We start from the raw sequence: 14,926 nt of genomic DNA on the forward strand, positions 1-14,926 counted from the left end.
GATGTCGTCCTCAAGCCTTCGTCTCGGGCGTGCCGTCGCCGCCACCGGTTCCGCCGCTGGTGTCGGCTCCCTTGGGCTTGGCTGGCTGCGCTTCCTTGGCGACGCGCTGCATGTCGGACGCCTCGCGCATCAGCCCGCCCATCTTGGCGAGATTGCCGCCCTCGATGCCGATCTCCTTCAGCACCTGGTCGATCATCGGAGCCTGCACGCGGTAGCGCAGGGCGGATTCGATGACCTCGTCGGTGGGCGAGCGCGCCGCGCCCCCGGCGCCTCCGCTCCCGCCGACGCCGGCGAGCCCATCGACATGAAGGATGCGGATGCTGTCGATCTTCTCCATCGGCTTGACGCTCTCGCGCACGATGCCCTCGATCTTGTCGAGGAGGCGGCGGCGGAAGAGCCCGTACCGGGCGCCGTCGCTGAGCACGTTCTCGGCCTCGTAGAGCAGCTTCTGCGCTTCGGCGTCGACGGCGCGACGGACCTTGTCGGCTTCCGCGGCGATGTTGGATTCCTCGGCAGCCTTCTGCGCGAGCAGGACTTCGACGGTCTTGCGCCGCCTGGCGCCTTCGCTCTCGCGCACCGTCTTGACCTGCTCCTCGGCCTCGACCGCCTTGGCGCGGGCGACCTCGGCGCTGGCCTGGGCGGCGGATTCCTCCAGCGACTTGGTGTATAGCGCAATCGCCTTGTCCATCGCGGCGCTCTCGACCTCGCGCTCTCGGTTGATTTCGAGCTTGCGCAGCTCGCGCTGACGCCCGACGCGGGCCTCGTCGAGCCCGCGATCCGACGAGATGCGGGCCCGCTCGACCTCCTCGTTCGAAGCGATCTGCGCCTCCTGCAGCGCCTGGGTGCGCGCGATCTCAAGCTGCTCCAGTGCGCGCCGCCGCTCGATGCGGGTGGTTTCGAGCGCCTGTTCGCGTGCGATATCGACGGTCTCGACCTGCTGCCGGGCAGTGATCTCGGCTTGCCGCAGGACGGCGTCGGCGTCGGTGCGCTCGACCTTCTTGGCGGCGAGAACGATGGCGCGGTCCTCTTCCGCCACCTCGACGGCCTTCTTCTGGGCGATCTGCAGCATCTCGCGCGATTTCACCGAGTTGATTCGCTCCTCATCCAGCCCGAGTTCGATAGCGATGCGCCGGCGCTCGACCGTGTCGCGCCGCTTCAGCTCGGCTGAGTCGAGATCGGTTTCGCGGTCGATTTCCAGTTCCCGCGTCGAGAGTTCGGCCGCGATGCGCTCGCCGGCGACGATGCGCTCCTGGCTGATGCGCGCCGTCTCGACCTTCTCGCGGGACGAGATCCCGGCGGCTTCGACGACTTCGGTGCGTTTGATCTCCAGAAGGCTCTTGCGCTGCTCCAGTGCAATGCGATCGGCCGTGATGACGTCGTCCTGTGCGATGCGGGCCTTCTCAACGGCCTCGCGAGCCGAGATCTCGGCCTCGTCGAGGGCGCGGTTGCGCGCGATGCCGAGCGCGCGCACGCGCTCCTCCTGTGCGATGCGGGCGGTATCGACCGCCTCGCGCGCCGCAATGTCCTCCTGCTCCAGCACCCGGGTGCGCTCGATCTCGCGGTTGCGGACATCCTGCTCACCGGCGATGCGCGCAGAGCTGATCGCGCTCTCCTGCAGAATGCGCGCTTTCTCGGTGGACTCGCGGGCGGCGATCTCGGCTCCTTCCAGAACCGTTGTGCGCTCGATCTCCTTCTGCCGGATGTCGCGCTCCGAGGCGATGCGCGCGACATTGATCGAATGATCATTGGCGATGCGGGACTTCTCGACCGTCTCGCGGGCAGCGATCTCGGCTTCCTCGACGGCTTGCGTGCGAGCGATCTCCTGCTGGCGGATGTCGCGTTCGGAGGCGATGCGGGCCTCGCTGATGGCGCGCTCATTGGCGATGCGCGACTTCTCGATCTCCTCACGCGACAGGATCTGTGCCTGCTCGGCCTCGGTGTCGCGCGCGGCGCGCTCGCGGGCGATCTCGGCGCGCTGCACGGCGCGCTTGATCTCGATCTCGCGCTGCTGTTCGAGCCTGGCCCCCTCGCTCTCGCGCTCGATGTCCAGCGCCTGGCGCTCTGCCTCCAGGTTGCGGGTGCGGATGCGGATCATCGAGTCCTGCTCGATGTCGTTGCGCAGCTTCCGCTTGTCCTCGATCTCCTCGATGATCCGCGTCAGGCCGGCGGCGTCGAAACGATTGGAGGGGTTGAAGTATTGCAGGTCGGTCTGGTCGAGGTCGGTGAGCGCGACCGATTCCAGCACGAGACCGTTCTGGTCGAGCGCCTCGGCGGCGGCGTCCTTGACGCGCTGGACATAGATGCCGCGCTGTTCGTGCATCTCCTCCATCGTCATTTCGGAGGCGACCGTGCGCAGAGCCGAGATGAATTTTCCCGAGAGCAACGCATTGAGTTGGTCGGGCTGCAATGTGCGCCGACCGAGCGTAGCGGCGGCGATCGCGACAGCCTCGCGCTGCGGCCGCACCCGGACATAAAACTCGGCATCGATATCGACGCGCATGCGGTCGCGGGTGATCAGCGCGTCGTTATTGGCGCGCGTCACGGCGAGCTGCAGCACGTTCATGTTGACCGCTGTGACGTCGTGGATGATCGGCAGCACGAAGGCGCCGCCATTGATCACAACCTTTTCGCCGAAGAGACCGGTGCGGACGAAGGACACCTCCTTCGACGAGCGGCGATAGAGCCAGTTCACCAGATAGACGACGATGGCGATGACAATCACCGCCACGATCAGCCAGAGGATCAGCGATCCGATCAGCTGCCCCGTCATGTCCTCATCCTCCCACCCGTCAATCGGGTCATTTCGACTTGCCGGTTTTGCGCGCCGGTCTCTTCGTCATCGGCTTGCGGGTCGTCTCTTGCTTGCGCGCGATCTGCTTGAAGGCTCTGGTCTGGTTGCGGATCGCGATCTCGACAGGCAGGCGCTCCATCGAGGAGGCGCCATAGAAGCCGTGGCAGTGCTTCGTGTTCTTCATGATGAAATCGGCATCGGCCGGCTCGGCGACCGGCCCGCCATGGACCAGCACGATCGCGTCCTTCTTCACGGAAAGCGCGGCTGCCGCCCAGGCATCGACCAATGCCGGGCAGTCTTCCAGCTCAAGCGCCGTCCCGGCGCCGATCGCGCCGCCGGTCGTCAGGCCGAGATGGCAGACGATGATATCGGCGCCGGCCTTGGCCATGGCGCGCGCGTCCGCCTCGCAAAAGACGTAAGGCGTCGTCAGCAGGCCCTTGGCGTTGGCGAGCGCCACCATCTCGACCTCGAGCCCGTATCCCATGCCGGTCTCTTCGAGATTCCTGCGAAAGACGCCGTCGATCAGCCCGACGGTCGGGAAGTTCTGGATGCCGGCGAAGCCGATCCGCTTCACCTCGTCGAGGAAGACGTCCATACGCCGGAACGGATCGGTGCCGCAGACGCCGGCGATCACCGGCGTTTTCTTCACCACCGGCAGCACCTCGGCCGCCATCTCCATGACGATGGCATTGGCGTCGCCATAGGGCATCAACCCGGAAAGCGAGCCGCGCCCGGCCATGCGGTAGCGCCCGGAATTGTAGATCACGATGAGGTCGATGCCCCCTGCCTCCTCGCATTTGGCCGAGAGCCCGGTGCCGGCTCCGCCGCCGATAATGGGCTCACCCGCCGCGATCATGGCCCTGAAGCGCTTGAGCAGGCTCTTCTTGTCAAAGCTCGTCACAGCGTCGCCCTCACGCTTCCGCCGGCCCGCTCGCGCCGGCGGCCGGCATGCAGCGAGCGGAACTGCTGCACCAGCGCCGCCGCGAAGGCGGGATCATTGATGTGGAGCGGCAGGCGAATGAGCTGCCGGCCGGGGCTCGTCCGCACCGTCTGCTCCAGCGCTTGAAAAAGCGCGGCATCCGCCGCCGGATCGTGGAAGGCCTGGCCCTGCGCATCGAGCGCCGAGACCCCACGCTCGGGGATCAGGAACCGGACCGGCCCCTCCATCTGGTTCAGCCGCTCGCCGATCCAGCGGCCCATGCGCGCATTCTCCTCCGGCGTGGTCCGCATCAGCGTGATTTGCGGGTTGTGCGGATGGAGCTTGCGGCGGCGATAGTGCTCCGGCACCGTCTCGGGCGCGAAGAAATTGACCATGTCGAGCGCGCCGACCGAGCCGACATAGGGAATCCGCGTGCGGATGATCGCGCCGAAGCGGTCTTCGGTCGCCGGCAGGAAGCCGCCCATCAGCATGTCGCAGATCTCGGTGGTGGAGACGTCGATGACCGCCCCGACGAGACCGGAATCGACCAGCTTTTCCATCGACTGCCCGCCGGTTCCGGTGGCGTGGAAGACGAGCGGCTCCCACTCGGGCTCGAGCAGCTTCGCAACCTGCTGCACGCAGGGGGTCGTGACGCCGAACATGGTCAGGCCGACCAGCGGCTTCTCTGGCTCAGGCCGGCGCGCCACGCCCTCGCGCTTGAGGTCCGCCAGCCGCGCCTTGGCCATCGCCGCCACCGCCCGCGCGCCATTGCCGAGCACAAGACGCGAGACGCGGTTCAGACCCTGCACATCGGTGACCGCATGCATCATCGCGATGTCACTCGCGCCGACATAGGCGCGCACGTCGCCCGAGGCCATGGTCGAGATCATCAGCTTGGGCAGACCGATGGGCATGGCCTGCATCGCCGGCGTCACCATCGCGGTTGCGCCAGAGCCGCCGGCGGAGATGATGCCGAGCACGCCCTCCTGCCGCGGCAGCCAGGCCGCGAAGGCCTCCGTCATGGCTGCGACCGCCGTGCCGCGATCGCTCGCGGAGATGCCGGTCGAGCCCCTGGCCGAGGCGAGCGCGACCTGCTGCGGGGTGACGTCGCCGCCAGCGCTGCGGCCGGACGTCGAGAGATCGACCAGCCTCGTTCGCAGCCCTTCGGCCCGGATCAGGTCGCGGATGTAGCGCAGTTCCTCGCCCTTGGTGTCGAGTGTGCCGGCAATGACGACATAGGGTTCCCCGGCCGCGGCGGCCGCGAGCGGCCGGATCGCGCCCACTGGTTCTCCATTGCGCGTCGCCAGCGTCGGGCGCGAAATGGTGCGGGCCTGCGCCTCGATCCGCGCCGCAGGCACCGGCTGCGACCAGCGCGTCGGGATGACCGGGTTGGCATTGTAGACCCGCGTCGGGCCTGCGGATGCAACCTGCGCGGCACGGGCGGCCCCGGCCTCGCCGGCTGAGGGCTCCAGTGCGCCGTCGGTCTCGTCATGGCCGTGGCGGCCGACCCCAAGAAGGCGCTGCTGCAACTCGCGATCGCCCGCGAGCGTCGCCGAGGCGATGATGCGGTTCACCCGACCATTGACCATGATCGCGACGGGATCGGACATCTGTGTGGCGACGCCGATGTTCTGCTCGATCACGAGGATCGCGACATCGCCCTGCTCGGCTAGCCGAACCAGCATCTCCTCGACATGGGCAACGATCACCGGCGCCAGACCTTCGGTCGGTTCGTCCATGACGAGGAGGCGCGGATTGAGCAGCAGAGCACGGCCGATCGCGAGCATCTGCTGCTCGCCGCCGGAGAGCTGCGCGCCGCCATTGTTGCGCCGTTCGGCGAGGCGCGGGAAAACCTCGTAAACGCGTTCCGGCGTCCAGGCCCCGCGCTTGCCGCGCTGCATCAACCGCAGGTGCTCATCGACGGTCAGCGAACGCCAGAGCCTGCGGCCTTGCGGGACATAGCCGATGCCGAGGCGGGCAATCTCGGACGGCGAGCGGCCGGCAATCTCCTGGCCGAAGAAGCGGATGGAGCCGGCGCTGATCGGCACGAGTCCCATGATCGCCTTGCACATTGTCGTCTTGCCCATGCCGTTGCGGCCGACGACGGAGAGGACGCCGCTGTGCAGCGTGAGGTCGACGCCCTGCAGCGCATGGGAGCGCCCGTAGAACACGTTGAGGCCGGCAATCTGCAGGATCGGCATGCCGGTGGCCGGGGGGGCTTTCAGTCGCTCAGCCATGAGCGCCTCCGAGGTAGAGTTCCTGAACCTCGGGATCGGACTCGATCTCCTCCGGACGCCCCTCTTTGAAGATGCGGCCGTTGTGCATCATCGTCACGCTTTCGACGACGCGCAGCGCCACATCCATGTCGTGCTCGATGATGATGTAGCCGATATGCCCTGGCAGCGAGGTCAGGATATGAACGAGGTCGCGCCGCTCCGTCGGCGACAGGCCCGCCGCCGGCTCGTCGAACAGGATGAAGCGCGGCGCACCGGAGAGTGCGAGCGCGATCTCGAGCTGGCGCTGCTGGCCATAGGCGAGTTCGCCGACCAGACGATCCTTGACCGCCGACAGATGCACTGCATCGACCAGACCTTCGGCTGCGTGGATCAGCGCATCGTCCCGACGCGGACGGAGAAGCGAGAAGCGGTTCCGCGACACGCCCCGGCACGCCAGGTAGACATTGTCGAGCACCGAGAGGCCCGCGAACAGCGAGGAGATCTGGTAGGTGCGGCGCAGGCCGCGGCGGATGCGCTCCTGCGGCGGGAAGGCCGTCACATCCTCGCCGAAGAAGCGGATGATGCCGGTACTCGGCGAAAAATCCCCGGTGATGCAGTTGAACAGCGTCGTCTTGCCCGCGCCGTTCGAGCCCAGCACCGCGCGGCGCTCGCCAGGCTTGACCGAGAGGGTGATGTCCGACAGTGCCGCAAGCGCACCGAACAACCGCGAGACGCCGCGCAACTCCAGCGCATTGGCCGAGCCGGCGGAGGCCAGCCCCTCACGTGCCGCGATGGCGCTCATGGCGCGCCTCCGCCGACACGCATCCCGGCGTCGCGGGCATCGCTGCCCCGACGATAGCGCTCGCGCAGGCGCTGCCAGATGCCGATCAGGCCGTCGGGCGAGAACAGCACGATGACGAGAAAACCGAGGCCGATCACGAGCTGATAGCGCTTGCCGTCGAGCCCTACCCCTTCCAGCATATCGAGCGAGAAGGTGCGCAGCAGCACATAGATCAAGGCGCCGATGAAGGGTCCGATCGGGCGGCTTAATCCGCCGACGACGGCGATGATGAGCATGTCGACGACTGGGCCGACGCCGGCCGTGCCGGGCGAGATCTGGCGCTGATACCAGACCAGCAGCACGCCGGCGCAAGCCGCAATGAAGGAGGCGAAGCTGTAGGCCGCGATGCGATGCGCGACGACATCGAAGCCCAGTGCCGCCATCCGGCGCGGATTGTCGCGCGTGCCCTGCAAGGCGAGGCCGAAAGGCGCTCGCGCGACGTAGACTACCGTGCCATAGGCCAGGATCGAACAGGCCAGCGTCAGATAGTAGAAGGGCAGGTTCTGGCCCCAGTCGATGCTGAGGAAGACCGGCGGCTTGACGCCGTTGAAGCCGCTGAAGCCGTTGAAGACCGTATAGTTCTGCAGCGTCAGGTAGTAGAAGGCCGACGCGATCGCGAGCGTGATCATGATCGTGTAGATGCCTTCGGTACGGACCGAGAGCGCGCCGCACAGCGTGCCGAACAGGGTCGCGACCAGGATCGCGACGGGCGCGGCCATCCACCAGGGCCAGTGCAGGCTGATCTGCGAAATCGCGCTGTCGCCGAGGATCGCGACGAGGTAGCCGGCGAAGGCCGCCACCGTCATCTGCACCAGACTAACGATGCCGCCATAGCCGGCGAGGAACATCAGGCTCAGCGCCACGAGGCCGAGGATCATTGAATAGGCGATGATCTGGACGAGCCAGAACGAACTCGCGAGCGCCGGCATCGCCAGAAGCAGAACACCTACGACCCAGAAGGCCGTGCCGCGACGCGCCAGCCAGGTCGGGAAGCTCTCCCGGGGGCGAGCGCGCTGCTCGAGGTTGAGATCGGCGATGGCCATCGTCAGCGCCTCGCCGCCAGGCCTTGCGGCCGTACCGCCAGCACCGCGACCATGATGATGAAGGTCAGCATCACGGCATAGGTCGGCATGTAGACCGAGCCGAACTGCTCCGCGAGGCCGACGATCAGCGCGCCGATCGCGGCTCCGGGGATCGAGCCCATGCCGCCGACGATGACGACGACGAGCGAGGACAGCAGGATTTTTGTGTCCTCGCCCGGCTGCAGCGACTGGAAGGTGCCGCCGATGACGCCCGCCAGTCCCGCAAGCCCGGCGCCGAAAGCGAAGATCATGACGAAGACGAGCTGAACGCGCACGCCTGTGGCCGAGAGCATGTCGCGATCATCGACGCCGGCGCGGACCAACATGCCGACCCGCGTCCGGTTCAGCGCGAGCCACATCAGAACACCGACGATGATCGCTCCGATCAGGATGGCGATGCGGACGAACGGGTAAATCATCATGACCGCCTCGCCATTGCCGCGCAGCGCGACGACGAAGGGCAGCTGAACGGGACCGGAGAGCCAGTCCGGCGCCGTGACCTGGAAGGTGTCGCCGCCATAGTTCCATAGCAGCAGGTCGGCGAAAATGATCGAGAGGCCGATCGTGACAAGCGTCTGGCGCAGGTCCTGGCCTTCCATCCAGCGGAACAGGAGCACCTGCATCAGCACGCCAACGACGCCGACAACGATGAAGGCCGCCAGAAGCGCCAGAAGCCAGGAGCCTGTGAGATTGCCGACGCTGTAACCGAGATAACCGCCGAACAGATAAAGCGAGCCATGAGCGAGGTTTACGTTACGCATCAGCCCGAAGATCAGGGTGAAGCCGCTGGCGACCAGGAAATAGAGCGCGCCGAGCGTGATGCCGTTGAACAGCGCGCTCAGGAAGACGCGCTTGCGGCCCAGCACCGCCTCCAACCCCGGCGTCCAGACCGAGAACACCAGCCAGACCAGTATGCCCACCGCGAAAATAATCACGAGCGACCAGACCGGGCGGCGTGCGATGAAATCAGACATGGGCTGCCCGCATGGGATGGACCGCCTGCATGTGGACCGCCTGCATGGGTGCGGGCCCGACCGTGCGCAGCACGCGGCGATAGTCCCGCGGCGCCATGCCCATATGGGCGGTGAAGAAGCGGGTGAAGACGCTCTGGCACGAGAAGCCGAGGCCATTTCCGATCCGTGTCACTGGATCCTGCGAGAAGACCAGCCGATCGAGCGCAGCATCCAGGCGGACCGTATTGGCGAAGACCGTCGGGGTGACGCCGACCTGCTGGCGGAAGAGCTTGAAGAAATGGGCGCGCGACAGCCCGGCCTCGCGGGCGACACCTTCGAGCGCGCCGTCATAGCTCGGATGGTCCTCGAGCAAGCGGCAGGCGCGCAGCACGCGGCGGTCGAGCGCGCCTTCCGGGGCGAGATGGGCGAAGGAGGAGGCAAGCTCCGGCTCGATCGGCTCGCTCGAGGCCTGCGCTAACGCCATCAGCACCGGACCGAGATTGAGATCGCGGCGCGGGGACAGCAGCATCTCCACGACCTTGTCGCGCCAGGCGGCAAGCTCGCGGGTGACAACCAGCTCCGACGACGGAAAGACCAGCCCTCCGGCCGGAGTCATACTTTGGGCTGCAAGCCATTCCGGCCTGAGGTAGACGACAAGGAAGAGGCCGAAGCGGCCGGCGCTCGCCGGCTGGAAATTATGCGGCTCCCACGGGTTGATGGCAACGCCCATGAAGGGGTCGACGCGCGTGCAACGGCCACCCACGGTCACGAGCCCACGCGATCCCTCCAGGAAGAAGATCAGATGGGCCTCGCGATGGGCATGCAACACCAGCGGCCGGTCGAGATCGTAGATCGAAACCCGGCCGAAGGGACCGTGGCAGACCGCGACTGCGCGACTCATGATGCCTCTCGAAAGCAAATCCGGCAGTGCGACTTGGGACTCATCAGGCAAGCCGCCCTCCATGCGCCCCCGCATTTCATCGGGGGCGCCGGCACCGGGACGTCACGGGGCGAAGGGGCGCGCATATCGCGTTGATCCCCTCAGGCAGTCTTCACGCGCCTATTTCTTGCATTCCGGATTGGTGCGTGATGGCAGCCCCACCGCTTTGAAGGCCTCCGGAGACAATCCCATCGTCTTCGAGACGTTCGGGACGATGCGAACGAACTTGTTGGTCAGTTCGCCATTCGGCAGTTCCGCAACTTCGGTGATGAAGGTCGTCGCTATCGCCTGCCGGTCGTCGTCGAGCTTGATCTTGCCGTTGGGCGCGTCCAGCTCGACCTTTGCCAGTTCCGTGCGCAGCTTTGCGCCACCGTCCGAGAGATCCGCATTGACCTTCGCCAGCCCCGTCGCAAGCGCGGTGAAGGCGTTGTAGTAATTGGTCGCAAAGAGAGACGGGCTGGCGAAGCGCTTGTCGGGCGGGAACGCGTCTTGATAGGACTTGACCCAGGCCTTCCAGCGCGGATCGTCCCAGGCATCCGCGACACCGCCCGAGGACGGTGTGCCGACCAAGAGCTTCTTGGCCGCGCCCTTCGACGAAAGCACGGTCTGGTCGACCATGATCGATCCGCCGACGAATTTCGCGTTGCCGCCGGTCTGGCTGTACTGGTTCAGGAAGTTGACGGCGTCGCCACCACCGAGACCCAGGAACACCGCATCGACGTCATCGGGGATATTGGCGATGACCGAACCGAAATCCTTGGTTCCGAGCGGCACCCATTGCCGCTGGGTGATCTGCCCGCCGGCGCTGCAATAGCCGAGCGCAAATCCGAAGACCTGCGTGTAGGGGAAGGAATAATCCTCCGCGATCACAGCGATCTTCTTGAAGCCCTTGTCCTTGAAGACGTACTCGCCGAGCCCCGCCATCCACATCGCGCCGTTGCTGTTGAAGCGGAAGTAGTTCGGCGACGGGTTGACATAGGTGGTTTCGAGCGCGCCCGAGGAGCCGTCGACGACGGTCACGTTCGGGACGGTCTTGGAATAGTCGCGGATGGCAATGCCTTCGGAACCCGAGAGTGGGCCGACGATGACCTGGACCTTATCCTGCTCGACGAGTTTTCGCGCAGCCCTCAACGCGGAATCCGGACTGGCATCGGTCGTCGCGATGATCAGTTCGACCTCGCGACCCGCGATCTTGTTGCCCAGTTGCTTCAACGCAACCTGGACGCCACGCACTCCATCCTCACCGCCCGACGTCAATGCGCCCGACAGCGTCGCCATCATGCCGATCTTGAGTTTCTCTTGGGCGCCGGCAACCGACGAGGCAGCGACGAGACTACAGACCGCCACGGCGGTCAAAAGCGCCTTTCGCATCGTATTTCCTCCCTGCGTGTCTAACCACGCCGAAGGTTTCAACGGCGAGGCCGATGGCGGCTTTTCGATCCGCTCTAGGGGGAAAGTAGCACATGGCACCCTACTGCCAAGGTCGCGGACATTGCTCAGGGTCTGCTTTTTGATGCCGGACTTTCTCGCCCGAGCCGGATGCGGCGATAACCCAGACGCTTGTGAAAACCCATCCTAATGCCAGATCAATAATACAAAATTTCATCGAAGCCGAACGGTCGCCTACATCTGTAGAGTAGTATTACAAAAAATAGACCTGAAATCAAAATTTTTCCAAAATCACAAATATTTGATGCCGACGCAATTATGATTTAATCGCACTTTCTCAACCAGATATCCTGTCTTTATTTTGGCGATCTTGCGAGTTTCGCTCAGAGCAATACAGAGCGAGAGATCCGGCTTCCAGAGCCGGACCGAACAGGAGCCCCTAAGAGCATTTCCGTCGTGGAAATGCACTGCCTTCCTTGTTTTATCGCATTTTCTTCACGCGAACCGGTGTCCACTTCGCTCGAAAATGCTCCAGAACCTGATCAGGCGGCGCGCCGGATCGGCTCCGCCAAGACCGGCACGACCAAGACCGGCGCGGCCAAGACCGGCGCGGCGTCCAAACAGCCTTTCGCGGTCAGCATGCCCCTGGCGCCGGCGAGTGCGCCTTCGCGCAATTCGAGCCCGAGGAAGCGCTCGCGCTCCACCGGGCCTGGCATGGCGAGATCACGCGTCAACGCGTCCGAGAAGCCGAAGCGCTCGTAATAGGGCGCATCGCCGACGAGCAGGATCGCGCCATGACCACGGCAGGCCGCACGCCAGATCGCGTCCCGCATCATCGCCTTGCCGACGCCTTCGCCCTGCAGCGTGGGCGCGACGGCCAGCGGCCCGAGCAGCAGCGCCGGGACGCCGCCGGCCTCGACATGCCAGAGCCGCACGGTCGCGACGACTTCGCCGTCGCACTCGGCGATCAGGGCGAGATCTTGGGCCGGCAGCCGGCCCTCGCGCAGGCGCTCGCTCGACTTCGCGGCCCGGCGCTCGCCGAGGCACAGATCGAGCAGGGCCTCGCGGGCCACGGCATCGGACGGGATTTCCTCGCGGATCGTGATCATGACGCACCTCCGGCCGGAGCGCCCGAGACAGCCAAGGCTGCGCAGACCTTCCCGGCGCCGCGCGAACGCGGCCACAAGACTAAAAGGGATGTGTGGAAGAGGGTCCGGCGGGAGCCACGGCCGCGGCGCTCCCTTCTGGAGGCGCGGACGCTCCGCCCGAATTGCGGGCGGCCTGCCGCTCATGGCAGGGCGCTTCGCCGGACCCGATTGGTGAGGGGCGCGGGTCTAAGCCGCGCGCCTAGTTCAGGTGCATGATGTGGTCCGAAAACCGGTTCCCACTTTTCGGCATCATGCTCCGCGTCAGATGACGTATTGCCTCAATGGCGGGAAGCCGTTGAAGGCGACGGCCGAATAGGTCGTCGTATAGGCGCCCGTACCCTCGATCAGCACGCGATCGCCGATCTCCAGGCTGAACGGCAGCATGTACGGGGTCTTCTCGTACATGACGTCGACCGAATCGCAGGTCGGGCCGGCCAGCACGCAAGGCACCGTCGCATCGCCGTCGCGGGCGGTTCGGATCGGGTAGCGGATCGCCTCGTCCATGGTCTCGGCGAGACCATTGAACTTGCCGATATCGAGATAGACCCAGCGCACATCGTCGCTCTCGGCCTTCTTCGAGATCAGCACGACCTCCGCCTCGATCAACCCTGCCTCGCCGACCATGCCGCGGCCCGGCTCGATGATCGTCTCGGGCAGCTGGTTGCCGAAATGCTTCGACAGCGCCCGGAAGATCGCATCGCCATAGGACGGCACGCCCGGAATCGGCTTCAGGTAGCGCGCCGGGAAGCCGCCGCCGAGATTGACCATCGACAGCGAGAGACCGCGGGTGGCGCATTCCTTGAAGACCGCCGAGGCCGAGGCCAGGGCGGAATCCCAGGCGTTCACATTCGCCTGCTGCGAGCCGACATGGAACGAGATGCCATAGGCGGTCAGGCCCAGGCGATGGCCGTGCTCGAGCACGTCCGCGGCCATTTCGGGCACGCAGCCGAACTTGCGCGAGAGCGGCCAGTCGGCGCCGGCGCCGTCGCAGAGGATGCGGCAGAAGATGCGCGCATCCGCCACGCCGACCTTCTCGGCCGAACGGGAGACCTTGTCGACCTCGGCCGTGCAGTCGACGGCGAAGAGGCGCACGCCGAGCTCCATGGCGCGCACGACGTCGCGCTCCTTCTTGATCGTGTTGCCGAAGGAGATCCGGTCGGCGGTCGCGCCGGCCGCGAGCGCGAGCTCGATCTCGACGACCGAGGCGCAGTCGAAGCAGGAGCCGAGCTTGGCCAGCAGCCCAAGCACTTCCGGCGCGGGATTCGCCTTCACGGCGTAGAACACGCGCGTGTCGGGGAGAGCCCGCGAGAAGGCATGATAGTTCTCGCGCACGACATCGAGGTCGATGACGACGCAGGGCCCATCCTCACGGCGGGTGCGAAGGAATTCACGGATGCGCTCGGTCATGAGACGCTACTCCTCCGGCGCAAGCGGCGCCGATGCGACGTGAAGCCGGCTAAGCCGTCAGCGATTCAAGGCGCGATGGAGACGCCGAGAACAGCCGAACAACTAAGTCCGGACTCTGATAACCGTCGCTTGGGGAGACCCCGCACGCCCGGCAATGAAGGACAAGCCTCTTCGGTGCTGGTCTTTGGAGGACCAGCGAGACCAAAAAAAGCCCGTTCCGTCGTTGCTTTAAGCTGCGTCCCCCGTGGAGATTCGGGGTTCGCCGGTTTCGCCTCCGGCTGCCAGTCGCTGTTCGGTGACAGTTCCCTTGGGAGGAACCGGGAGCGTGATTTGAGGGGATATCCATCCCCCTCCATCCGTCTCCAACACCTGGCGGCTGTCCGGCCTCTTGTCCGGATGCCCACCGACTGACACGCGGCCACAGGCACGTGCGAATTGGGTGAACGCGATATACGGATTGCGGACCGCGACTACAAGTTTTTTTTGACCCTCGCCTCGGATTTTTGCGCCTCGGATTTTTGACGAACGCGGTCAGCAGGCCGCGTTCGTCTTTCCCGCGAAGAACTCAGGCCCGCTTCTCGCAAAAGCGGATGCGGTTTCCGAACGGGTCCGGCACTTCGAGCATGCGCCCGCCCGGCCCCTCCTCCTGGATTCCGGGCTTGGAATAGGCGTAGCCCTTGCCGATCAGCTCGGCGCGATAAGCATCGACGCCCTGCATCCAGACGAACACGGTCGAGCCCGGGCTGGCATCGCCGTGATGCTCGGAGAGATGCAGCTTCAGACCGGAGCGCGAGAGCTGCATGTAGATCGGGAAATTCTCGCCATAGCGATGGTCCCAATCCAGGCTGAAGCCGAGGAAGCCTAGATAGAACTCCCTGGCCTTCTCGATATCGAAGATCCGCAGGATCGGAATGCCCATCTGCAGGCTGACGCCGTCGGCAGCGGCGCCCTCGCCAGCCGGCACTACACCAGCTTCGCCTATCTTGGCGGCGAGCACGTTCCAGTCGTCATAGCCGAACTGGCGGGCGACGATCTCGAGCGTCTCGGAGTGGGAAAGCGGGATTTGTCGAGCGGCCAGGGTCTCGCGAAGAGACTTGGCCATAAGCTTCGCATCGCGAAAGCTGCGCATCCTAGTGATCCTTCTCGTCGGCGGACGCAGCGATCAGGGCTCGCCTTGCTGATGACGTCCACCGGATCGAGCGGGATCAGGAACGGGATCTGGATGCATTCACCATACCCT

11 protein-coding genes are annotated in these 14,926 nt (G+C 65.6%); all 11 read right to left on the reverse strand.

The window, feature by feature from the left end; translation table 11 throughout:
• Positions 1 to 10: 10 nt before the first annotated feature.
• Positions 11 to 2,770 (reverse strand): flotillin family protein, encoded by a 2,760-nt coding sequence (locus BHK69_RS03510; RefSeq protein WP_069688898.1) that lies wholly within the window; start codon positions 2,768 to 2,770, stop codon positions 11 to 13.
• Positions 2,771 to 2,798: 28 nt separating this feature from the next.
• Positions 2,799 to 3,647 carry a phosphoenolpyruvate hydrolase family protein gene (locus BHK69_RS03515; RefSeq protein ID WP_069693343.1) on the reverse strand — a complete coding sequence of 283 codons (849 nt, stop codon included), beginning with the start codon at positions 3,645 to 3,647 and terminating at the stop codon, positions 2,799 to 2,801.
• A 41-nt stretch (positions 3,648 to 3,688) separates the two neighbouring features.
• Positions 3,689 to 5,947: an ABC transporter permease gene (locus BHK69_RS03520; protein WP_069688899.1), complete on the reverse strand. Its 2,259-nt coding sequence runs from the start codon at positions 5,945 to 5,947 to the stop codon at positions 3,689 to 3,691.
• On the reverse strand, positions 5,940 to 6,728 hold the full coding sequence (locus BHK69_RS03525; protein WP_069688900.1) for an ABC transporter ATP-binding protein: 789 nt from the start codon (positions 6,726 to 6,728) through the stop codon (positions 5,940 to 5,942). The genes BHK69_RS03520 and BHK69_RS03525 overlap by 8 nt, the downstream gene beginning before the upstream one ends.
• The gene (locus BHK69_RS03530) at positions 6,725 to 7,810 is read right to left on the reverse strand and encodes a branched-chain amino acid ABC transporter permease (protein WP_069688901.1); all 1,086 of its coding nucleotides are present in this window, start codon (positions 7,808 to 7,810) and stop codon (positions 6,725 to 6,727) included. The genes BHK69_RS03525 and BHK69_RS03530 overlap by 4 nt, the downstream gene beginning before the upstream one ends.
• Positions 7,811 to 7,812: 2 nt before the next feature.
• Positions 7,813 to 8,823 carry a branched-chain amino acid ABC transporter permease gene (locus tag BHK69_RS03535; protein ID WP_069688902.1) on the reverse strand — a complete coding sequence of 337 codons (1,011 nt, stop codon included), beginning with the start codon at positions 8,821 to 8,823 and terminating at the stop codon, positions 7,813 to 7,815.
• Positions 8,816 to 9,703 carry a helix-turn-helix transcriptional regulator gene (locus tag BHK69_RS03540; protein WP_069693344.1) on the reverse strand — a complete coding sequence of 296 codons (888 nt, stop codon included), beginning with the start codon at positions 9,701 to 9,703 and terminating at the stop codon, positions 8,816 to 8,818. Before BHK69_RS03540 ends, BHK69_RS03535 begins: the two co-directional genes overlap by 8 nt.
• Before the next feature lie 159 nt (positions 9,704 to 9,862).
• Positions 9,863 to 11,113 carry an ABC transporter substrate-binding protein gene (locus BHK69_RS03545; protein ID WP_069688903.1) on the reverse strand — a complete coding sequence of 417 codons (1,251 nt, stop codon included), beginning with the start codon at positions 11,111 to 11,113 and terminating at the stop codon, positions 9,863 to 9,865.
• Between the two features lie 560 nt (positions 11,114 to 11,673).
• On the reverse strand, positions 11,674 to 12,240 hold the full coding sequence (locus tag BHK69_RS03550; protein WP_069688904.1) for a GNAT family N-acetyltransferase: 567 nt from the start codon (positions 12,238 to 12,240) through the stop codon (positions 11,674 to 11,676).
• Positions 12,241 to 12,540: 300 nt separating this feature from the next.
• Positions 12,541 to 13,686 carry a type III PLP-dependent enzyme gene (locus tag BHK69_RS03555; protein WP_069688905.1) on the reverse strand — a complete coding sequence of 382 codons (1,146 nt, stop codon included), beginning with the start codon at positions 13,684 to 13,686 and terminating at the stop codon, positions 12,541 to 12,543.
• 565 nt (positions 13,687 to 14,251) lie between these two features.
• Positions 14,252 to 14,815: a glyoxalase superfamily protein gene (locus BHK69_RS03560; RefSeq protein WP_069688906.1), complete on the reverse strand. Its 564-nt coding sequence runs from the start codon at positions 14,813 to 14,815 to the stop codon at positions 14,252 to 14,254.
• Positions 14,816 to 14,926 lie beyond the last annotated feature (111 nt).

It is taken from the genome of Bosea vaviloviae (assembly GCF_001741865.1).
Classification (GTDB): Bacteria; Pseudomonadota; Alphaproteobacteria; order Rhizobiales; family Beijerinckiaceae; genus Allobosea; species Allobosea vaviloviae.

Bases quoted from the DNA above. Each gene is read 5' to 3' on its own strand.
- BHK69_RS03515 (WP_069693343.1), bottom strand. From the start codon at position 3,647: ATGATCGCGGCGGGTGAGCCCATTATCGGCGGCGGAGCCGGCACCGGG.
- BHK69_RS03510 (WP_069688898.1), bottom strand. From the start codon at position 2,770: ATGACGGGGCAGCTGATCGGATCGCTGATCCTCTGGCTGATCGTGGCG.
- BHK69_RS03530 (WP_069688901.1), bottom strand. From the start codon at position 7,810: ATGGCCATCGCCGATCTCAACCTCGAGCAGCGCGCTCGCCCCCGGGAG.
- BHK69_RS03540 (WP_069693344.1), bottom strand. From the start codon at position 9,703: ATGAGTCGCGCAGTCGCGGTCTGCCACGGTCCCTTCGGCCGGGTTTCG.
- BHK69_RS03550 (WP_069688904.1), bottom strand. From the start codon at position 12,240: ATGATCACGATCCGCGAGGAAATCCCGTCCGATGCCGTGGCCCGCGAG.
- BHK69_RS03535 (WP_069688902.1), bottom strand. From the start codon at position 8,823: ATGTCTGATTTCATCGCACGCCGCCCGGTCTGGTCGCTCGTGATTATT.
- BHK69_RS03560 (WP_069688906.1), bottom strand. From the start codon at position 14,815: ATGCGCAGCTTTCGCGATGCGAAGCTTATGGCCAAGTCTCTTCGCGAG.
- BHK69_RS03555 (WP_069688905.1), bottom strand. From the start codon at position 13,686: ATGACCGAGCGCATCCGTGAATTCCTTCGCACCCGCCGTGAGGATGGG.
- BHK69_RS03520 (WP_069688899.1), bottom strand. From the start codon at position 5,947: ATGGCTGAGCGACTGAAAGCCCCCCCGGCCACCGGCATGCCGATCCTG.
- BHK69_RS03525 (WP_069688900.1), bottom strand. From the start codon at position 6,728: ATGAGCGCCATCGCGGCACGTGAGGGGCTGGCCTCCGCCGGCTCGGCC.
- BHK69_RS03545 (WP_069688903.1), bottom strand. From the start codon at position 11,113: ATGCGAAAGGCGCTTTTGACCGCCGTGGCGGTCTGTAGTCTCGTCGCT.